This window comes from Kribbella sp. NBC_00382 (genome assembly GCF_036067295.1).
In the GTDB taxonomy this organism is placed as follows: Bacteria; Actinomycetota; Actinomycetes; order Propionibacteriales; family Kribbellaceae; genus Kribbella.
The window spans coordinates 8,289,674-8,309,407 of record NZ_CP107954.1; the positions used below are offsets into that span (position 1 = coordinate 8,289,674).

Annotated in this window: 17 protein-coding genes; 7 read left to right on the plus strand and 10 right to left on the minus strand. The window is 67.9% G+C overall.

What is annotated here, in order from left to right; translation table 11 throughout:
• Nucleotides 1-14 precede the first annotated feature (14 nt).
• The 4 genes from OHA70_RS38830 to OHA70_RS38845 form a co-directional block, all read right to left on the minus strand.
• Complete coding sequence (locus OHA70_RS38830) at nucleotides 15-965, minus strand: tetratricopeptide repeat protein (RefSeq protein WP_328326727.1); 951 nt, start codon at nucleotides 963-965, stop codon at nucleotides 15-17.
• A gap of 34 nt (nucleotides 966-999) precedes the next feature.
• Complete coding sequence (locus OHA70_RS38835; RefSeq protein WP_328326729.1) at nucleotides 1,000-2,874, minus strand: NAD-binding protein; 1,875 nt, start codon at nucleotides 2,872-2,874, stop codon at nucleotides 1,000-1,002.
• Nucleotides 2,795-4,468 (minus strand): acyl-CoA mutase large subunit family protein, encoded by a 1,674-nt coding sequence (locus tag OHA70_RS38840; RefSeq protein WP_328326731.1) that lies wholly within the window; start codon nucleotides 4,466-4,468, stop codon nucleotides 2,795-2,797. The genes OHA70_RS38835 and OHA70_RS38840 overlap by 80 nt, the downstream gene beginning before the upstream one ends.
• Nucleotides 4,469-4,560: 92 nt before the next feature.
• A complete protein-coding gene (locus tag OHA70_RS38845) occupies nucleotides 4,561-5,067 on the minus strand; it encodes a MarR family winged helix-turn-helix transcriptional regulator (RefSeq protein WP_328326733.1) in 507 nt (168 codons plus the stop codon).
• Nucleotides 5,068-5,137: 70 nt separating this feature from the next.
• Here OHA70_RS38845 and OHA70_RS38850 point away from each other — a divergent pair, with 70 nt between their 5' ends.
• Nucleotides 5,138-5,887, plus strand: coding sequence for a maleylpyruvate isomerase family mycothiol-dependent enzyme (locus OHA70_RS38850; protein WP_328326735.1), 750 nt, complete (start codon nucleotides 5,138-5,140; stop codon nucleotides 5,885-5,887).
• Here the strand turns inward: OHA70_RS38850 and OHA70_RS38855 are convergent, their stop codons facing one another.
• From OHA70_RS38855 to OHA70_RS38880, 6 genes are all read right to left on the minus strand, one after another.
• Nucleotides 5,888-6,679 carry a class I SAM-dependent methyltransferase gene (locus tag OHA70_RS38855; protein WP_328326736.1) on the minus strand — a complete coding sequence of 264 codons (792 nt, stop codon included), beginning with the start codon at nucleotides 6,677-6,679 and terminating at the stop codon, nucleotides 5,888-5,890.
• Between the two features lie 18 nt (nucleotides 6,680-6,697).
• Nucleotides 6,698-7,045, minus strand: a complete 348-nt coding sequence (locus tag OHA70_RS38860; RefSeq protein ID WP_328326738.1) for a VOC family protein — start codon at nucleotides 7,043-7,045, stop codon at nucleotides 6,698-6,700.
• A gap of 84 nt (nucleotides 7,046-7,129) precedes the next feature.
• Nucleotides 7,130-7,861 carry a PH domain-containing protein gene (locus OHA70_RS38865; protein WP_328326740.1) on the minus strand — a complete coding sequence of 244 codons (732 nt, stop codon included), beginning with the start codon at nucleotides 7,859-7,861 and terminating at the stop codon, nucleotides 7,130-7,132.
• Nucleotides 7,862-7,951: 90 nt separating this feature from the next.
• Complete coding sequence (locus OHA70_RS38870) at nucleotides 7,952-8,110, minus strand: hypothetical protein (protein ID WP_328326742.1); 159 nt, start codon at nucleotides 8,108-8,110, stop codon at nucleotides 7,952-7,954.
• Between the two features lie 315 nt (nucleotides 8,111-8,425).
• Nucleotides 8,426-9,382, minus strand: a complete 957-nt coding sequence (meaB, locus tag OHA70_RS38875; protein WP_328326744.1) for a methylmalonyl Co-A mutase-associated GTPase MeaB — start codon at nucleotides 9,380-9,382, stop codon at nucleotides 8,426-8,428.
• A gap of 85 nt (nucleotides 9,383-9,467) precedes the next feature.
• On the minus strand, nucleotides 9,468-10,685 hold the full coding sequence (locus OHA70_RS38880; protein WP_328326746.1) for an acetyl-CoA C-acetyltransferase: 1,218 nt from the start codon (nucleotides 10,683-10,685) through the stop codon (nucleotides 9,468-9,470).
• A 93-nt stretch (nucleotides 10,686-10,778) separates the two neighbouring features.
• Here OHA70_RS38880 and mce point away from each other — a divergent pair, with 93 nt between their 5' ends.
• The 6 genes from mce (at nucleotide 10,779) to OHA70_RS38910 (ending at nucleotide 18,398) form a co-directional block, all read left to right on the plus strand.
• Nucleotides 10,779-11,219: a methylmalonyl-CoA epimerase gene (gene mce / locus OHA70_RS38885; RefSeq protein ID WP_328326748.1), complete on the plus strand. Its 441-nt coding sequence runs from the start codon at nucleotides 10,779-10,781 to the stop codon at nucleotides 11,217-11,219.
• 78 nt (nucleotides 11,220-11,297) lie between these two features.
• Nucleotides 11,298-12,233: a sensor histidine kinase gene (locus OHA70_RS38890; RefSeq protein ID WP_328326750.1), complete on the plus strand. Its 936-nt coding sequence runs from the start codon at nucleotides 11,298-11,300 to the stop codon at nucleotides 12,231-12,233.
• Nucleotides 12,234-12,372: 139 nt separating this feature from the next.
• A complete protein-coding gene (gene ccrA / locus OHA70_RS38895; RefSeq protein ID WP_328326752.1) occupies nucleotides 12,373-13,710 on the plus strand; it encodes a crotonyl-CoA carboxylase/reductase in 1,338 nt (445 codons plus the stop codon).
• Between the two features lie 97 nt (nucleotides 13,711-13,807).
• Complete coding sequence (locus tag OHA70_RS38900) at nucleotides 13,808-15,496, plus strand: transposase (protein WP_328326754.1); 1,689 nt, start codon at nucleotides 13,808-13,810, stop codon at nucleotides 15,494-15,496.
• Nucleotides 15,493-16,836 carry an AI-2E family transporter gene (locus OHA70_RS38905; protein ID WP_328326756.1) on the plus strand — a complete coding sequence of 448 codons (1,344 nt, stop codon included), beginning with the start codon at nucleotides 15,493-15,495 and terminating at the stop codon, nucleotides 16,834-16,836. Before OHA70_RS38900 ends, OHA70_RS38905 begins: the two co-directional genes overlap by 4 nt.
• 335 nt (nucleotides 16,837-17,171) lie before the next feature.
• Entirely contained in the window at nucleotides 17,172-18,398 is a 1,227-nt protein-coding gene (locus tag OHA70_RS38910) for an IS110 family transposase (RefSeq protein ID WP_328326758.1), read from the plus strand.
• Nucleotides 18,399-19,734 lie beyond the last annotated feature (1,336 nt).

Genomic DNA, 19,734 nt, shown 5'->3' on the forward strand with positions numbered 1-19,734 from the left:
AGGCTGGGTATCCGCTAGAAGAGGGCGGCCATCAGCCGGCGGCGAGCCTTGACCACACGCTCGTCGTCGGCGCCGACGACCTCGAACAGCTCCAGCAGGTGCAGGCGAACGGCATTGCGGTCGTCGCCTGCGGTCAGCTGGATCGTCTTGATCAGGCGGGCGAACGCGTCGTCGACGTGACCGCCCATCAGGTCCACGTCGGCGACGAGCATCTGCGCCTCGATGTCCTCGGGGTTGTCCGCCGCCCGCGTCCGCACCTCGGCCGGTACGTCGCGGGTCCGCTTCACCAGCTGGACCCGGGACAGGCCGGCCTTCGCCTCGGCGTCGGCCGGGGTCTCCTTCAGCAACGTCTCGTACGCCGCGATCGCACCGTCCAGATCGCCGGCGGCCATCGCGTTGTCGGCGGCCTCGTACCGCGGGTCCGGCTCCGGCTCGGCGACCTCATCGGCAGGACCAGCCGGGCCGACCGGGTCGGTGCGGCCAGTGATGCCGTTGGCGACCGCGACGGTCAGCAACTGGTCGAGGTACTGGCGGGCTTCCGGCTCGCCGACGGCGCCCTGGAAGAGCGGGACGACCTGACCGCGTAGTACGGCGATGACGAGCGGAACCGTCTGGACGCCGACCGCCTGGGCCAGCTGCGGGTTCGCGTCGATGTCGATCCGGGCGAGCAGGATCTTCCCGGCGTACTCGGTCGAGAGCTGCACCAGGATCGGGCTGAGCGTTCGCGACTCCGGCGAGCGCGGCGACCAGAACTCGACCACCACGGGGACCTGGAGCGAGCGCTCGATCACGTCCGCCTGGAAGGTCGGCTCGGTCACGTTCAGCACGTATGCGCCACCGGCTCCCGCGCCGGGCGCTCCACCCGGAGCAGCGGGTGCCCCAGGGGCTCCGCCTGGCCGCGCGGGCGGCTTCCGCAGGGACGACAGGTCGATCGCTCCCGGTCGGGAGAAGTTCGGCTGGCTCACCGCTGTCCTCGCATTCCGTGCTCACTGCGTACGTTCATGGGTCCATCCTCCCCGACGCGCCCGAATGGTGTGGCGCTCGGGTGGCCAGCAGCAGCCTGGCGAGCCCGCTCCGGGTCCCGGCGACGGCGATCCGGGTGCCTGGTTTGACCGTCTTGTCGAAGGCCGGCTCCCAGTCCCAGGGGCCGCTGGCCTCCAGCCTGGCCAGGACGCGCAGGCCGCCGGTCTCGTCCAGCTCGCCGAGTCGCTTGCCGACCGCGACCGAGTCACGTTCGACGGTGACCTCGGTGAGCAGCAGGACGCGCCGTCCGGCCGGTACGGTCGTCTGGCTGCGGCGGTTAGCGACCGCGGCGGCGATGGCCGGCGCCACCAGCATCGACACCGACCGGCTGTGGCCGAGGCCGAGCTGGCGCTCCACCCGCTGGGCCAGGTCGTGGTCGAACATCCGCATCGTGATCCGGGCATCCGGGTTCAGCTCGTGGACGACCATCGCGGACTCGAGGTTGGTGATGTCGCCGTTGGTGATCGCGAGCACCGACTGACAACGCGGCACGCCGGCCGACCTGAGCGTCTCCTCGTTGCTGCTGTCCCCGATGATGACCGGGATCCGCAGCCGGTGGGCAGTCTGTACACCGGGAGCGTTCTCGTCCTGCTCCACCCCGATGACCGCGACTCCGCGTTCGACCAGGATCTCCAGCACGCGCGCGCCGACCGTACCGAGACCGCAGACGACGACGTGGTTGCGCGGCCGGCCACGGACGCCGCCGATCACGCGGGACAGCCGGGCGCCGATCAGCGAGTCGACGATCACGGCGGTGAGCAGGGCCATCAGCACGATGCCGGTCAGCTGGACCACGACGGCAGCGATCTTGGCCCACGGGGACGCGTTGGAGAAGGTGTCGTCCTCGATCCCCGCCGAGGTCACCGCACCGGCCGCCAGGTAGAGCGCGCGGATCCACTCGACGTTGGCGATCCAGTGCGTCAGGGCGGTACCGGCTATCACCAGGCCGGCCATCACCGCGGCGATGGTCCGGACCCGCCGGTCGAGGATGTCGCGGGTCGCCACCAGCCAGCCGGCCCGGCGGACGTCCTTGGTCCGCCACACCGGACGTACGCCGGTACCGAGCACGATGTCGCCGTCGGGGTCCCGGCTTCCGCTCGGCAGCAGCTCCGGCGTCGCGGACGAGGTGGTGTCGGCCAGTACGGTCAGGTGCGGGTCGCGGATCAGGTCGGCCGGACCGGCCACCATCCGCCGGCCACCGAGCTCGACCCAGGTCAGCTCGTCGTCCTCCAGCGCGTCGGCCACGAAGGCGGGGGCCGCGAGCGACGGTCCGGAGATGACGACGCAGTCGCCGAGCAGCTCGTGCAACTGGCCGCCGAGCCGCGGGTTGACCATCTGGATGATGATGCGCAGCTTCGGATCCATGTCGCGCGCGGTCAGCGCGGTGTGGACGTTGCGGACATCATCCGCGTCGAGCAGCACCAATGCCCGCGCACTGAGGGCCGAGTCGTCGGCGGTATCGATGCCAGCGCGGCGTAGTACGGACTCGCTGACCACGCGAACGCCCATCACCTGGGCGCCGAGCTCGCCGATCCGCTCGTAGTGCCGGGAGTCGGGGTTGACGATCGCGGTCACGTGTTCGCCGGAGCTGACCAGTTCGGTGACGACCCGCAGCATGGTCCGGTCGGAGCCGCAGACGACTACGCCGCGACCGTCACCGGCCGGTACCTCCGGGGGCTTGCCGTTGTTGTTGCCGCCACCACCCCAGCGCCGGGGTGGTTTGCCGTTGGTGCCGCCCGCGCCGACCGTACCGTCGGGGTCTGCCGGCGTCTCAGAAGCGGGCGGGCTCTCGGTATTCGCCCCACTCGATCCGAAGAACGTGACAGATCTCCCCCATCGTGGCCTCCGCACGCGCCGCCTCCAGCATGGGTTCGATCAGACTGCCGGTCCCTCTGGATGCCTCGACCAGCGCCGATAGCGTACGACGCACCAGGTCCTCGTCGCGTTGCGTCTTGCGCGCCGCGAGCACCCGGCACTGCTCGACCTCGACCTCGTGGCTGACCCGGAGGATCTCCAGCTCACCGGCCACCGTGTCGGTCTGGGTGTTCACCCCGACGATCTTCTTCTCGCCCTTCTCCAGCTTCTGCTGGTACTCGAAGGCCGCGTCGGCGATCTCGGCCATGAACCAGCCGTCCTCGATGCCGCGCAGGATGCCGCCGGTCATCGTGCCGTCCGGACTCATCTCCTTGATCCGCTGGAAGATCTCCTCGGCCTCGGCCTCGATCTTGTCGGTCAGCGCCTCGACGTACCAGGAACCGCCGAGCGGGTCGGCGACATTGGTGACGCCGATCTCCTCCATCAGCACCGACTGGGTCCGCAGTGCGATCTCGGCCGACTGGTCGGTCGGCAGCGCGAGCGTCTCGTCGAGTGCGTTGGTGTGCAGCGAGTTGGTGCCGCCGAGGACCGCGGCGAGTGCCTCGACGGCGGTACGGACGACGTTGAGCGTCGGTTGCTGGGCGGTCAGCGAGACGCCCGCGGTCTGGGTGTGGAAGCGCAGCCACTGGGCCTTGTCGGTCTTGGCGCCGTAGACGTCCCGCATCCAGCGGGCCCAGATCCGGCGGCTGGCGCGGAACTTGGCGATCTCCTCGAAGAAGTCCAGGTGGCTGTCGAAGAAGAACGACAGGCCGGAGGCGAACTTGTCGACGTCGAGCCCTCTGCTCAGGCCGAGCTCGACGTAGCCGAACCCGTCGGCGAGCGTGTAGGCCAGCTCCTGCGCGGCCGTCGAACCGGCCTCGCGGATGTGGTACCCGGAGACCGAGAGCGGCTTGTACGCCGGGATGTTGGCGGCGCAGTACTCCATCAGGTCACCGATGAGCCGGAGGTGCGGCTCGGGCGGGAAGAGCCACTCCTTCTGGGCGATGTACTCCTTGAAGATGTCGGTCTGCAGTGTGCCGTTGAGCTTGGTGATGTCGGCGCCCTGCCGCTCGGCGGCGACCAGGTACATCACGAAGGCCGGTACCGCGGGACCGGAGATCGTCATCGAGGTGGTGACGTCCTGCAGCGGGATGTCCTTGAACAACCGCTCCATGTCGATGGCGCTGTCGATCGCGACGCCACAGTGACCGACCTCGCCGAGCGACTTCGGCTCGTCGGAGTCGCGGCCCATCAGGGTCGGCATGTCGAAGGCGACGGACAGGCCGCCACCGCCGGAGTTCAGGATCATCTTGTACCGCGCGTTGGTGTCCTCCGCGTTGCCGAAGCCGGCGAACTGGCGGATCGTCCAGGTGCGGCCGCGATACCCGGTGGCGTGCAGGCCACGGGTGAACGGGAACTCGCCCGGCCAGCCGATCCGCTCCATCCGCGGGTCGTCGGAGCCTGCGGGCGGGCCGTAGACGGGCTCGACCTCAGTGCCCGAGAGGGTGGTGAAATCGGCCTCGCGGCGTCGCGACGCGTCGTACCGCTGCTGCCATCGGAGCTGCCCGGCGGCAATCTGCTCGGCGTCCATCACGTCCTCCTGGGGTTGGGTCTCCTCCCCAAAGTACTTGGACGTCCTACTAAATACCACTTCGTGCATAGGACTTGCATAGGTTCCATCACTTATTCGGCGAAGTCGCCGGCGGTTTGCCTGAGTGGGAGCAGCACCGACCAGAGCATTTTGAGCTGGTCGTCGGTCAGGCCGCGGAGGGCGAAGTCGGCGGCGACGAGGTCCTTGGTGGCTCGTTCGACCAGGTCCCTGCCCTCGACGGTGATCTCGCAGAGGATCGCCCGGCCGTCGTCGGGGTGCGGCGTACGGGTGACCAGTCCGGCCGACTCGAGCCTTCTGACGATCGACGTGACCGAGGTCGGGTGCACCTGCAGGCGCTCGCCCATCTTGCCCAGCGGCAGCGATCCGCGCCGGGAGAAGGTCAGCAGTACCAGCGCCTCGAACCGGGCGAACGTCAGCCCGTGTTTCCTGAGGATCTCGTCGAGTTCGGCGATCACGATCTGCTGGGCGCGCATCAGCGACGTGACCGCACGCATCTGCTCGACGGCACCCCAGCGGCGTCCCCACTGCCGCGAGGCTTCGTCGATCGGGTCGAACGGCAACGGTTTCTTCCTCGCCATGCCGTTACGTTAACCGGTCCACCGGCAGTGTCACGGGAAACTGTCGGCGGTTGATGAGATCGTTCTCTTCATGTCTCTACCGCCCGAACGCGCTGCCTTCTATCTCGCCTGTCTCCAGGCCGACTCCGCCCGCCTTCTTGAAGTCGGGCGATTGGGCCTTACCTCTGAGGTCCCGAGCTGCCAAGGCTGGACGGTCGAGACCGTGCTGCGGCATGTCGCGACCGTCTACCTGCACAAGATCGAGGCCATCCGGATCGGCGCCCGGCCCGACCCGTGGCCGCCTGCGGGGCTTGACGACCGCGATGCTCTCGAGCTGTTCGACGAGACGCGCGCGGCGATCGTGGCCGCGTTGGTGGAGGCCGGGACCGAGAAGCCGACGTGGACGTTCTCGCCGTCCGACAAGACGTCTGGCTTCTGGTACCGGCGGATGGCGCTCGAGACCGCGGTGCATCGGGTCGATGCCGAGCTGGCGCATGACGTCGTCACGCCGGTCGATCGGGCGCTGGCGCTCGATGGGATCGACGAGATCCTGACGCTGATGCTCGGCGGACCCTGGTGGGAGGAAGGCGACACTGAGCATCCGGTCGACGCGACGATCCGGATCACGTCCGCCGGACGGTCGTGGACGATCCGCCTCGATGCCACCAGCGCTGCCGTTGCGGCCGGCGCTGAGGGTGAGGTCGACGCGGAGGTCTTCGGCGAGCCCGACGACATCTTCTTGTGGCTGTGGGGCCGCCACGATCTGAGCATGGACCAATCGGCGGGCGACGATGCCGCTGTACGGGAGTTCCGGGCGCGGGTTGCGGAGTCCACTCAGTAGCTAGACGCGGCCGATGGCCATCAGGTGGTTGGTCATGTCGCGGATTGCTGTGAGGTGGCCGGTTCGGCGTACCAGGGTGAGAGCTGCTTGGAGCAGGGCTTCGTCGTTGGGCAGTCTCTCCAGAGCGAAGCCGGCGGGGCCTTCGATCGCGTGGAGCTCGATGGCGGTGAGGCCTGCTGCTTGGAGTTCGGCTTCTAGTTCCTCGGCGGTGTGGAAGTGGCCGGCGGGGAATCTGCCGCTAGGTGCTGGGGTGCCGGACTCAAGTACCTCGACCCAGGCTTGCGGGTAAGGCTTTGGCGGGATGTTGCCGAGGCTGACCGCCGCGTGGTGGATGAAGCGCGGGATCGCGGCGGCGAAGACCCAACCGCCCGGTGCCACGACGCGGACCGCCTCAGCCAGTGCTTTGAGGCGGTCCTCCGCGGTGCGTAGGTAATACAGCGGACCGAACAACAACGCGACCTCAAAGCTATTGTCAGCGAACCGCAACTGCCGGGCGTCCCCGACCTCTGCGTGGAAGGTCCCATGGCGCTGGGCCTTCACGACCTGCTCCTCGACCGGATCGACGAGCGTGACGCGATGACCCGCCTCGGCCAGCGGGTTGGCATGAATGCCGGTGGCGCCGCCGATGTCGAGCACCCTGGATCCGGCCGCGATCCTGGTGCCGACGAGTTCCTGAACGCGGATGAACTCGAGTGCGCTCTGCGCAGAGCGGGTGGTCAGACGTGCATCTTCATCGAAGACACTCGAGTAGTAGTGCTGGATCCCCGCGTCGATCCCGGCCTGTTCATCCATGGCCGAGGAGTCTAGGGATCACTGGTCCTGAACGAGCCCGAGCACGTTGCCGTCTTGATCCGTGAACGAGCCGACCAGGCGGCCGCCGCCGACATCGCGCGGCGAGTCCTTCACGGTCCCACCCGCGGCCGTCACCTCGGCCAGCTTCGCCTCGATGTCGTCCACGTGCCAGTAGGCCAGCTGACCATCGGGGCTCTGCGGGCCCTGGGGCACCAAGCCGATCTGCTGACCGGCCGTCTCGAAGCCCACGTAGTACGGCGACTCCACCTGCGGCCGGATCCCCAGCAGCGCGGCGTACAACTCGGTCGCCTTCGCCAGGTCCGACACCGGGTGCAGCACGGTCTTGATTCCCTGAGTCTCGCTCATCATCACTCCAGATCTAGTGGCTTGTTCCTTGCCACAAACCTAGAGCCCGGCCAGACGCAAAGCTTCTCGATTCCTGACCAGCTGTCAGTCGTGGTCGGGGTCGTCGGTCCAGTTGCCGCGTTCGGAGTTGAAGATCGACTTGCTCGAGTTGCCGGCGACGCGGGTCGACGTGGCGTGGTGAGCGGGAGCCGTGGTGGTCGTGGTGGTGGTCACCTCGGCGGCCGAGTTCATCCCGATCGGACCGGTACCGTCGTCGTCGGAATCGTCGTCGTCGCCCTGGACGACATCGACACTGGCGGAGGCCCGCAGGCCGGTGCGCTGGATGACGCGCTGGATCGTCAGGTCACGGTCGTCGGGACGGCTGACGTACCGGATCTCGCGGAAACCCTGGTCCTGCGCGGCCGACTCGAAGACGAAGTGGCCGTAGCCGAGCATCCGTCCGATGATCGGCTTCTGCAGGGTGATGTCGAGGATTCGGGCGATCGGGGTGGTCGCGACGGTCTGCGAGAAGACGCCGCGGATCCGCATCACCCGCATGTTGGTGACCACGAACCGGTCGCGATGCTCGGTCAGGAACCGCCAGAATGCGTGCCCGAGCAGCACCGTCACGATCACCAGCAGGGCGAAGGCCGCGTTGCCGAGGTTCTTCCACAGCATCACGATCAACAGGATCACCGCCAGGGCGATCTCAAGCATCGGCACGGTGAACACCACCCAGTGGTGCCGCACCTCGTCGATGACGACCTCGCCCTCGTCCGAGATGAGATGGCGCCGGACCTTCGGATCGAAGGCTCGGAACAGGCCTATTCCGGCCATCCACTCACTCCCCTGTCCACGCCGCTGTCGGCCCCGTCACAGCTAAGTGTCCCGCACGAATGCTCGATACGGGACACCTGAGCTGAAGGATCAGTTGAACAGCGCGGACAGGAAGACGATCACGCTCCCGAACGCATCGCCGACGGCCGAGAACGCACCTCCCACGGCATCTGCGGCACCCTTGGGCTGTGTGAACAGATAGAACGCCGCAAAGGCGATGACCAGCCAGATCAGCAGCTTCTTCGGCATGTCACCACTCCTCGTTCGCAACCAACTTGGTCGACTGTGTTTGTATCACGGATAGTCACCAACTGTCACTGACTGAACACAGCCCACCGCACAATGCTCACCAGCTTCAAGATCCATTCTGTAACGGATCAGGGGGCATGGCAGCCACCGGCGCGCCGCCGCGACACCACGGTAGCCCAGAACCCCGTATCACCGGGCTACTTGCCCGTTTTCGGATGTGACAGAGAGTCGCCGAGTGTGTCACTGGCAACGAATTCAGCTCTCAGCAGATCAGGCAATTAGCCACCGGGCGGAGAGCGCGTGGGGAGGACTTGGTCAGAGGGCGTCTAGTAGTTCGTCGGCGGCGGAGTACGGGTCAGTGCTGCCGTCGGCGACCTTGGCGGCTAGTACGTCGAGACGCGCGTCCCCATGCAGATGCGCGAACCGCGAGCGCAGTGCCGTCATGGCGATCGCCTCGATCTCGTCGCGGGCCCGGGTACGGCGGCGTTCGGTCAGGACGCCGTTGGCGCGCATCCAGGTCAGCCGGTCCTCGATCGCGACCACCACCTCGTCAACACCTTCGTTGCGTGAGGCAACTGTTTTGAGGATCGGCGGGACCCACGCGTCCGGGGCACGGTCGGCCAGGGCGAGCATCGCGCGCAAATCGCGGGTGACGTTCTGGACACCGTCGCGGTCGGCCTTGTTCACCACGTAGATGTCGCCGACCTCCAGGATGCCGGCCTTGGCCGCCTGGATGCCGTCCCCCATCCCCGGCGCCAGCAAGATGATCGTCGTATCGGCCATACCGGCGATCTCGACCTCGGACTGCCCGACACCGACTGTCTCCACCAGCACGACGTCGAAGCCCGCAGCATCAAGCACACGCAGTGCTTGAGGCGTAGTCCACGCAAGCCCGCCCAGATGCCCGCGAGAGGCCATAGAGCGGATAAACACCCCTGTGTCCGTCGCATGGTCCTGCATCCGCACCCGGTCACCCAGCAGCGCGCCACCGGAGAACGGCGACGACGGATCAACAGCCAGTACGCCGACCCGCTTCCCAGTAGCCCGGTACGCCGATACGAGCGCCGAGGTCGAAGTCGACTTGCCGACCCCGGGCGACCCAGTAATCCCGATGATGTGCGCTTGCCCCGCATGCGGAGCAAGCGCCGCCATCACCTCACGCAACAACGGCGACTCGTCCTCCACCAGCGAGATGAGCCGCGCCACCGCTCGGGAGTCACCATCCCGAGCACGCTCGACCAACTCGGCAACCGGTGCAGTCCGTCGGGGCATCAGCATCTCTAACGGCTCGGGGATGTTCTGTCCGGCAACGCTACCGCCGCCGGCTCCACGCGATGCGGAGGCGGCCCGCTCCAGGTCAGCTCTGCTGCGGTACGCGGACGATCAGGGCATCCCCCTGGCCGCCGCCACCACACAGTGCCGCCGCGCCCGTACCGCCGCCGCGCCGCTGCAACTCCAGCGCCAGGTGAAGTACCAGCCGAGCGCCCGACATACCAATCGGGTGCCCGAGAGCAATAGCGCCACCATTGACGTTGACCTTGTCCAGATCGACGTTCAACTCACGCGCACTGGCAATCCCGACAGCAGCGAAAGCTTCGTTGATCTCGATCAGATCCAGAGCACCCGGCTCGATGCCTTCCTTCGAGCAGGCCTTGACGATCGCGTTCGCCGGCTGGCTCTGCAGCGACGAGTCCGGACCCGCGACCGACCCATGCGCGCCGATCTCAGCGAGCCAGGTCAGCCCCAGCTCCTCAGCCTTCGCCTTGCTCATAACAACGACCGCGCAACCACCATCGGAGATCTGCGATGCTGAACCAGCCGTGATCGTGCCGTCCTTGCCAAACGCCGGCCGCAACCGCGACAGCGTCTCGACGGACGTATCGCCCCGCACACCCTCATCGGTGTCGAAGACCAGCGGGTCGCCCTTGCGCTGCGGCACCTCGACCGGCACCACCTCGTCGACGAACACCCCGTTCTTCCAGCTCTCCGCGGCCAGCTGGTGCGACCGCGCGCTGAACTGGTCCTGCTCCTCACGCGTCAGCTTCAGCCCGGAGTCGTTGGCCTGGTCGGTCAGCGCACCCATCGCCTGATCGGTGAACGCGTCCCACAACCCGTCGTACGCCATCGAGTCGACCAGCGTCGTATCGCCGTACTTGAAGCCCTCGCGCGACTTCGGCAGCAGGTGCGGCGCGTTCGTCATCGACTCCATCCCGCCGGCCACCACCACGTCGTACTCGCCGGCGCGGATCAGCTGGTCGGCCATCGCGATCGCGTTCAGGCCGGACAGGCAGACCTTGTTGATGGTGATCGCGGGCACGGTCATCGGGATGCCGCCCTTGACCGCGGCCTGGCGCGCGGCGATCTGGCCGGCGCCGGCCTGCAGGACCTGGCCCATGATCACGTACTCGACCTGCTCCGGTGCGACGCCGGCCTTGGCCAGCGCGCCCTTGATCGCGAAGCCACCGAGCTCGGCGCCGCTGAAGCCCTTCAGGCCACCCAGCAGCTTGCCGATCGGGGTCCGCGCACCGGCGACTATGACAGTTGTGTTCTGCGGGCTGCGAGTGGTGTCAGACATGCGTTCCACGATACCTGCGTGCGCACTGGTACGTGGTTGTCGATCGGGTCACACTCAGTTGGAAACACCCCCGCACTAGGCCAATCTGGGGCCATGGACGTCACCGGAACGCAGACCCTCTTCGAGGCGATCGACCACGTCGGCATCGCCGTCGCGGACTTCGACCAGGCGGTCCGGTTCTATGCCGAGACGTTCGGCATGACGGTCGCGCACGAGGAGATCAACGAGGACCAGGGCGTCCGCGAGGCGATGCTCTCGGTCGGAGACAGCGGCTCCTCGATCCAGCTGCTCGCGCCGATCACGCCCGACTCCCCGATCGCGCGCTTCCTCACCCAGCGCGGCCCCGGCATCCAGCAACTCGCCTACCGGGTCCGCGACATCGACGCCGTCTCGGCCACCCTGCGCGAGCGCGGCGCCGTTCTCCTGTACGACGAAGCGCGCCGCGGTACTGCGGGATCGCGGGTCAACTTCCTGCACCCGCGCTCCACCGGCGGAGTACTGATCGAGCTGGTCGAGCCCGCCGCGGAGCACTAGCCGTCACGCCCGCCGGACTGTCGGTGACGAAGCGCACTTCACCGCGCCCGGCGGCCGATTGAGGACTACTCTGAGCAAGTGCTGATCGACAGCGCCCCTGACGCAGTGAACGGTGGTCCAGCCGGTTTCCAGCACGATGCCTTCGTCTACGCTGACGATGATGAGTTCGTGCGCCGAGCAGCTCCGTTCCTTCGCGACGGCCTGATCGCGGGCGAGGTGGTACTGGCCGCCCTCCCCCAGGCACGCATCGCCTTGCTGCAAAGGGTACTCGGCAGTCTCGCCGAGCAGGTCACCTTCGTCGACATCACCGTCGCCGGGCGCAATCCGGCGCAGATCATCCCGCTCTGGACCGACATCCTGAGAAGGCATCCCGGTCGCCCGATCCGTGGGCTCGGCGAACCGGCGTACCCGGGGCGGAGCGAGGCCGAGTACGCGGAGGCCAAGCTCCACGAGGCCTTGCTCAACGTGGCCTTCGAGCACTCCGGCCCGTTCCGGCTGCGCTGCCCGTACTCCGCGACGGTGGTCTCACCCGAGCTCGATCCGGCCGACAACCACCCCGGTCCGGCCGGCGACGGTCCGCGGGACTGGAACGAGGTCGCGCTCACGCTGTTCGGTGTGCCGCTGCCCGGAGTACCGGAAAAGGCTGAGCGGCGGGAGTTCGGGTTGGCCGAGCTGACTCCGGTACGCCGGTGGGCGGCCGGCTGGGCGCGTTCGTACGGGCTATCTGCCGATCAGGTGGACGATCTGGCGCTCGCGTTGCACGAGATCTGCACGAACAGCGTGCGGTTCGGGGGCGGCCGAGGGACGTTGTCGCTGTGGGCGCAGGACCGCTCGCTGGTGTTCGACATCGCGGACGACGGCCGGATCGGCGACCTGCTGGTCGGCCGGGTGCTGCCGCCTACCGACGGTCATGGCGGGCGTGGCGTCTGGCTGGCGAACCAGCTCTGCGACCTGGTCCAGATCAGGTCCGGCGAGGCGGGGACGCAGGTCCGGCTGCACAGCAGGCTCGATTAGCAGACCACTAAACGCAGTGGACTGGAAAAGTGACGGTCGTCTCAACGGCTGCGACGTGCCTCACAGAAGCCTGCGGAAGGGGCATACTCGTCGGTAGATTCTCGCTTTCACAGCGGCTCCACCGACATGGAGGTACGACGTGAAGGACATCCTCGACGCGATCCTGGCCGGCGACACACCGGCCGAGGAGTTCGGGCGGCTGGAAGTACCGGAGCACTACCGCGGTATCACCGTGCATGCCGACGAGGCCGGGATGTTCGAGGGGCTGCCGGCCAAGGAGAAGGATCCGCGCAAGAGCCTGCACCTGGACGACGTGCCGACGCCGGAGCTCGGGCCGGGTGAGGCGCTGGTCGCGGTGATGGCGAGCGCGATCAACTACAACACGGTCTGGACGTCGATCTTCGAGCCGGTCTCCACCTTCAGCTTCCTCAAGCGGTACGGGAAGCTGTCGCCGCTGACCGCGCGGCACGATCTGCCGTACCACGTGGTCGGCTCGGATCTGGCCGGCGTCGTACTCCGTACCGGGCCGGGCGTGAACGCGTGGAAGCCGGGCGACGAGGTGGTCGCGCACTGCCTGTCGGTCGAGCTGGAGTCGCCGGACGGGCACAACGACACGATGCTCGACTCGGAGCAGCGGATCTGGGGTTTCGAGACCAACTTCGGCGGGCTGGCCGAGATCGCGCTGGTGAAGTCGAACCAGTTGATGCCCAAGGCTGCTCATCTGACCTGGGAAGAGGCCGCATCGCCGGGGTTGGTGAACAGTACGGCGTACCGGCAGCTGGTCTCGTCGAACGGCGCCAACATGAAGCAGGGCGACGTCGTGCTCGTCTGGGGCGCGTCGGGCGGGCTCGGGTCGTATGCGACGCAGTTCGCGCTGAACGGTGGGGCGGTCCCGGTCTGTGTGGTGTCGTCGCCGGAGAAGGCGGAGATCTGCCGGGCGATGGGCGCGGAGCTGATCATCGACCGGTCGGCCGAGGGGTACAAGTTCTGGGCCGACGAGCACACGCAGGACCAGAAGGAGTGGAAGCGGCTCGGGGCTAAGATCCGCGAACTGACCGGCGGGGACGATCCGGACATCGTCTTCGAGCATCCGGGGCGGGAGACCTTCGGGGCGTCGGTGTTCGTCGCGCGCAAGGGCGGCAAGATCGTCACCTGCGCGTCGACGTCGGGTTTCATGCACGAGTACGACAACCGGTACCTGTGGATGAACCTGAAGAGCATCATCGGCTCGCACTTCGCCAACTACCGCGAGGCGTGGGAGGCGAACCGGTTGATCGCCAAGGGCATGATCCACCCGACGCTGAGCCGGGCGTACTCGCTGGAGGAGACCGCGCAGGCGGCGTACGACGTCCACCAGAACCTGCACCAGGGCAAGGTCGGCGTCCTCACGCTGGCGCCGTCCGAGGGGCTGGGCGTGAAGAACACCGAGCTGCGGGAGAAGCACCTCAGCGAGATCAACCGGTTCCGCAACCGGTAGGGCTGTTTTCCACAGGCCCGGTTGGCGTGGTGGGTGGGAGTTCTGACAGGCTCTACTGTGGGGTTTTCATCCGAGCCGCCAGAAGGGACTCATTGGGATGGCTGACGAGTCGAGCCTGCCGTTTTTCGATCGTACTGCGACCGCCGCGGGTGGCTTCCCCGTGGGACGTCGCGGCTACGACAAACAGGCGGTGGACGACTACGTCCGCGCGCTGGAGATGCAGCTCGCCGACGCGCGCGGCCGGCTGGAGGAGTCGCAGGCCAACTCCGCTCCCCTGCAGCGGCAACTCGACGAGGCCAAGCGGCAACTCGAGGCCAGCGCCAACCCGTCGTACGCCGGACTCGGTGACCGGGCCGCGCAGATCCTGCGGCTCGCCCAGGACCAGGCGTCCGAGGCGCTCGAGGAGGCTCGGCGTGAGGCCGACGAGCTTCGCAGTACTGCCGCCAAGGAGGCTTCGGCCACCCGCGCGACCGGTGAGCGCGAGGCACAGGACATTCGTACCGTCGCGCTGAACGAGTCCGACAGCATGCGCCGTACCGCGGAAGGCGATGCCGCCGAGATCCGTCGTACCGCCGACACGGAGGCCGCTGAGGTGCTCGCGGCTGCCCGGCGCAAGGCGGAGACACTGCAGCTGACCGCCGAGTCCGAGTCGAGCACGATGAAGAACGGCGCGCTGCACGAGGCGGAGAAGATCCGCACCGCGATCCAGCGCGAGTCGGCCGCCCTGCGCGCGCGGCTCGCCGACGAGCGCGAGCAGCAGGCCAAGGAGCTCGCCGACAAGCACTCCAAGATCGCCGCCGACACCGAGAACCTGACCACCCAGATGCGCGAGGCCGCCGAGGCGTCCGAGCGCCGGGTCGCCGAGGCCACCGAGCAGGCCCGCAAGATCCGCGCCGAAGCGGACGAGTCCGCCGAGCGCACGCTGTCCCGCGCCCGTCGGGAGGCCGAGCAACTGCTCACCACGGCACGGACCCGCTCCGAGTCCGAGCTGGCCAACGCTGCTGACGAGGCTGAGCGGTCGCGCACGATCGTCGCCCGGGAGACCGAGCGGCTCGCCAAGCGGCGTGACGGGATCCTGGCTCAGATCGCCGGGCTGAACGACATCGCGAGCAACATCGCGCGGCAGGCTGCTGAGCTGGACTCCGAGACGGCTACTCCTTACAGCAACCCGTTTGCGGCTCCGCCCGCCTCCCCGGCACCGCCCGCACCTGCGTCTTCGCCTGCGGAGAGCCCGTTCTCTGCTCCGGCGTCCGCTGCGCCTGCGGGGAGCCCGTTCGCGGCGCCGTCCTTCGGGGATGACGCTCCGAGCAGTTCGTCGAGCTCGTTCGCCGCGCCGGCGGCCGGTGGTGCGGCTGGCAGTCCGTTTGGCACACCGGCGTACGACGAAACGCCTGCTACGTACGTCGGCGGGCCCGAAGAGCCGACCTCGACCTACTCCCCTGCCGCTGTGGAGCCGGAAGAGGCAGAGCTCGGCAAGGGTGGCAACCCGTTCGCCGGCAGCAGCCCGTTCATCGGTTCGGAGGCTGGTGAGGCACGCGTCGACGAGACGCGGATCGACACCGCCCTGCGGGTGGACGCGAGCAGCATCGACGACCTGCGGACGGCCGCCAAGCCGCCGCGCGACGAGACCCGGATCGACGAGTTCCGGCTCACCGATCTGACCTCCGACACCAAGGACGCCGACTCCGCCGATGCCGAGGCCGTCGCGGACCTCGACGACGCGAAGGTGACCGACGCGAAGGCGAAGGTGACCGGGGACGGCAAAGCCGCGAAGGGTGAGAAGTGACGCCTGCCGGCGACCAGGATGCGAACGGCAAGACCCAGGTAACGGAGATCGAGCAAGCCACCCGCGAGGCGAAGGCCGCTGCGGCCGAGGCCGCAGCAGCGGCTGACGACGCGGAGCAGTCCGCGGAGCACTCGGAGACATCTGCCGAGCAATCGGAGGATGCCGCCGAGCACGCCGAGGTCGCGGCCAAGCATTCCGAGCAGGCCGCCGCGGAAGCGAAGGCGGCGAGTGAGGACGAGCAGAGTCTCGTGGGTGAGTTGCTGATCGACGAGCGGCACCCGTCCGAGGGGATGGGTGCGCCCGGCCCGCCGTTGCGCCGGTCGAACCCGTTCGTCTTCGGCTTCTTCGCGGTCCTCGGCGGTCTCGTCGCCTACGGGCTGTGGCACGCGCTCGGCCAGGCGAAGTCGGTACTGATCCTGCTGGTCGTCTCGATGTTCATCGCCGTCGGCCTGAACCCGCTGGTCGAGTGGTTCATGCGCCGCGGACTCAAGCGCGGGCTCGCGGTCGGGGTCGTCTTCTTGCTGATGATCCTCGCGGTCACCGGCGTCGGCTTCGCGATCGTTCCGGTGGTGACCGACCAGATCGACGGGCTGATCAAGAACGCGCCCGGCTGGCTCGACCTGCTGACCAAGTCCAAGACGCTGAACAGCCTGAACGACAAGTACCAGTTCATCCAGAAGGCGACCGACTACATCCAGGACCCGGCGCTGGCCCAGAAGGCCTTCGGTGGCGTCCTCGGCGTCGGCAAGGTGGTCGCGAACGCCCTGTTCTCCGCGTTCACGATCCTGATCCTGACTCTGTACTTCCTCGCCTCGCTGCCGACCGTGAAGCGCGCGGCGTACAGCCTCGTCCCGGCCAGCCGCCGGAGCCGGTTCTCGATCCTCGGCGACGAGGTACTCGGCCGGGTCGGCGGTTACGTCAGCGGCCAGTTCCTGGTCGCGCTCTGCGCCGGCTGCTTCATGTTCATCTTCCTGGAGATCGTCGGCCTCGGCCAGTACGCCGTGGCGCTGGCGATCTGCGTGATGTTCACCGCGTTCATCCCGATGGTCGGCGGCCTGATCGGCGTCGTCCTGGTAGCCCTGATCGGCTTCACCGACAGCCTCTGGGTCGGAGTCGCCTGCCTCGCGTACGGCATCATCTACCAGCAGGTCGAGAACTACTTCATCGCACCTCGCATCATGCGCCGCGCAGTCAACATCCCCGGTGCCGTCACCGTCATCGCCGCCCTCTTCGGCGGCGCCCTCCTAGGCGTGGTCGGCGCCCTGATGGCCATCCCCACCGCCGCCGCCATCCTCCTAATAGTCCGAGAAGTCTGGGTCCGCAAAGCCGACGAGTCCTAACCCTCCGACGGAGGAGCCAGCAGGTCGCCGTCTCGCGTTCGGGTTCTCCCCCCACGCCGGCGCCCCACTCGCTCCTAATGAGTGTTGGCGGGTCGCCGGTTTGGCAGACTCGGGCTGGTAAGCCGCTGGCTGGTGAGCACTGGTCGCTCCTGGACGTTTGAGTTCTAGACGGAGAGCGTGCCCTGGCTGGTGACCGGGAGAAGTTGATCGCTGCTGGGATGTCGTGCCCGCCCCTTGCCGTGTGGTGGGGCGTGAGCACTGGTTCATTAGGTCGCTGACGGTTCTCCCGACCGGCTTGCTGGGTTGGTTAATGGCGTCGAGTTTTGGGAGACGATGTGAAGTTCTTTGTGGGTGATGACTGGGCCGAGGAGCATCACGATGTGGAGGTGATGGATCCCGGAGGTCGGGTGCTGGCCAAGGCGCGGTTGCCGGAGGGAATTGCGGGGATGGCCCGGTTCCACGGGTTGCTGGCTGAGCAGTTCGGTGATGCCGATCCCGACGAGGTAGAGGTGCTGGTCGGGATCGAGACCGACCGGGGTCCGTGGGTGGCCGCGCTGGTGGCGGCGGGCTATCAGGTGTTCGCGGTGAACCCGTTGAGCGCGTCGCAGTACCGCAAACGGCACGTGGTGTCCGGGGCTAAGAGCGACGCGGCGGATGCGCATGTGCTGGCTGATATGGTCCGGACCGATTCCCACCAGCTGCGTATCGTGGCCGGGGATAGTGCCGAGGTGCAGGCGATCAAGGTTGTCGCCCGGATGCACAAGACGCTGATCTGGGAACGGACCCGGACCGGTCAGCGGTTGCGGCATGCGTTGCGGGAGTACTTCCCTGCCGCGCTCGTGGCCTTCGAGGACCTCGATGCATCCGACACGCTGGAGTTGCTGGCCAAGGCTCCTGATCCGGCCGCGGCGGCCCGGTTGACGACCGGCCAGATCAGCGCGGCGCTCAAACGGGCTCGTCGTCGCAGTGTCGGTGAGAAGACCGGCCGGATCCAGGCGGCGCTGCGTGCCGAGCACCTCGGGCAACCCGCGGTGGTCACAGCCGCTTATGCCGCCTCGACCCGCGCGCTGACCGCGGTCCTGGTTGTTCTCAATGAGCAGGTCAAGACGTTGCAAGGTGAGGTGGAGGCGCATTTTGGCCGGCACCCGGACGCTGAAATCGTGTTGTCCCAGCCCGGTCTGGGATTGATCTTCGGCGCCCGGGTGCTCGCAGAGTTCGGCGACGACACCGGCCGCTACGCCAGCGCCAAAGCCCGCAAGAACTACGCCGCGACCAGCCCGATCACCCGTGCCTCGGGCAAGAAGAAAGTCGCTCTGGCCCGGTTCGTCCACAACGACCGCCTCATCGACGCCCTGATGGGCCAAGCCTTCACCGCGCTCACCGCCTCGCCCGGAGCCCGCGCCTACTACGACAAACAACGAGCCCGCGGCATCGGCCACAACCCCGCCCTGCGCCAACTCGCCAACCGGCTCGTCGGCATCCTCCACGGCTGCCTCAAAACCCGCACTCTCTACAACGAAACCACCGCCTGGTCCCACCAACCCCAAGCACTCGCTGCTTGACACCCCTAGCCCCTGGGATGTCTCCGTCGCTCACCAGGCACTGAGCTCCCACCCACCCTGCACACGAGCTCCTACGTCGGCCGCTAGACGACAACAACTCGTTGCCGCGCGCAACCAGCCGATCTGGCGACTCCGAGCCGAGTAGCCCTCCTGGGGTTGCCGTCCGGCGCAAGGAACTCCCCACGCCGGCACCCCGCCCGCACCTCCGTCGCCCACCAGGCGCTGAGCTCCCACCCACCAGGCGCTGAGCACCCACCCACCCGGCACATGAGCTCCCACGTCGCCCGCTAGGCGACAACAGCTCGTTGCCGGGAGCACCAGTTGCCTTGCGACTCCGAGCCGAGTAGCCGCCCCCGGGTGACTGCCCCGCGCAAGGAACTCCCGACGCGGCACCTCGCTCGCGCCTCCGCCGCTCACCAGGTGCTGAGCACCCACCCACCCGGCACGCGAGCTCCTATGTCGCCGCTAGGCAACAGCATCTCGTTGCTGCGCGCAACCAATTACTTTGGCGGCTCCGAGCTGAGTAGCCACCCCGGGTGGCTGTCCGGCGCAAGGAAGCGCCCCATGCCTGCTCCTCCGTCGCTCAACAGGCGCTGAGCTCCGGCTGGGCTTGCCCCCAGGTGGTGGACACCGGGGCCAAGCCCAGGCCCACCCCGAATGGGGGCTCGTCCGTCGCTCACGCGGCGCTCAGCTCCTACCCACCCGGATGCGGGCTCCTAGGTCGGCCGCTGAGCAACAGCAAGCCGGGTCCCTCACCCCTCCAAGGCGACCGCGTCGGCGGCGAAACCGGCGTCTTGGGTGGTGGATCACGCGTGTGCCGCGGCTCCTCACATAACACCTACGTCGCGCGCTGGGTTAGAGCAGTTCGTGCCGGGCGCAACCGATCGGTTCGGCGACTCGGGCCGGGTGAATTCAACCCCCGGCGCCGGGTGGCGAGCGACTGAGCCACGCGATGGCGAGGCAGGGGGCGGTAGGGCGAGGCGGAAGGCGGTACGACGAGGCAGAGGGTGGGTAGGACGAGGCAGAGGGCGGTGGGGCGAGGCTTCGGCATGGCGCCAGGTCGCCAATGCCTGCCAGGCGACGAACCCGCTCATCACCTCGGCACCGCCCGCCATCCGCCATCCGCCATCCGCCACCATCTCTCGGTACCAAGGTTCCGAGGCGACTGTGGACAGGGCAAGCGCGGTGATGTGTTGGGAGGTGCTCCGCGATGCGCCGGTGCTGGTGCGGCACCGGGTCGGCGTACCGGCTGGTTTGCTGTTCGAATTCGTTCGGGATCGAGGACAGGGAGGTGGGCGACGCGCAGACTGGCGGAGTTGATTCGCCAACCGGCTCG

Excerpts from the sequence above, each read along its gene's own strand:
- OHA70_RS38840 (WP_328326731.1), bottom strand. The coding sequence starts at position 4,468 with ATGGACGCCGAGCAGATTGCCGCCGGGCAGCTCCGATGGCAGCAGCGG.
- OHA70_RS38845 (WP_328326733.1), bottom strand. The coding sequence starts at position 5,067 with ATGGCGAGGAAGAAACCGTTGCCGTTCGACCCGATCGACGAAGCCTCG.
- OHA70_RS38850 (WP_328326735.1), top strand. The coding sequence starts at position 5,138 with ATGTCTCTACCGCCCGAACGCGCTGCCTTCTATCTCGCCTGTCTCCAG.
- OHA70_RS38855 (WP_328326736.1), bottom strand. The coding sequence starts at position 6,679 with ATGGATGAACAGGCCGGGATCGACGCGGGGATCCAGCACTACTACTCG.
- OHA70_RS38860 (WP_328326738.1), bottom strand. The coding sequence starts at position 7,045 with ATGAGCGAGACTCAGGGAATCAAGACCGTGCTGCACCCGGTGTCGGAC.
- OHA70_RS38865 (WP_328326740.1), bottom strand. The coding sequence starts at position 7,861 with ATGGCCGGAATAGGCCTGTTCCGAGCCTTCGATCCGAAGGTCCGGCGC.
- OHA70_RS38870 (WP_328326742.1), bottom strand. The coding sequence starts at position 8,110 with ATGCCGAAGAAGCTGCTGATCTGGCTGGTCATCGCCTTTGCGGCGTTC.
- meaB (WP_328326744.1), bottom strand. The coding sequence starts at position 9,382 with ATGCCCCGACGGACTGCACCGGTTGCCGAGTTGGTCGAGCGTGCTCGG.
- OHA70_RS38880 (WP_328326746.1), bottom strand. The coding sequence starts at position 10,685 with ATGTCTGACACCACTCGCAGCCCGCAGAACACAACTGTCATAGTCGCC.
- mce (WP_328326748.1), top strand. The coding sequence starts at position 10,779 with ATGGACGTCACCGGAACGCAGACCCTCTTCGAGGCGATCGACCACGTC.
- OHA70_RS38900 (WP_328326754.1), top strand. The coding sequence starts at position 13,808 with ATGGCTGACGAGTCGAGCCTGCCGTTTTTCGATCGTACTGCGACCGCC.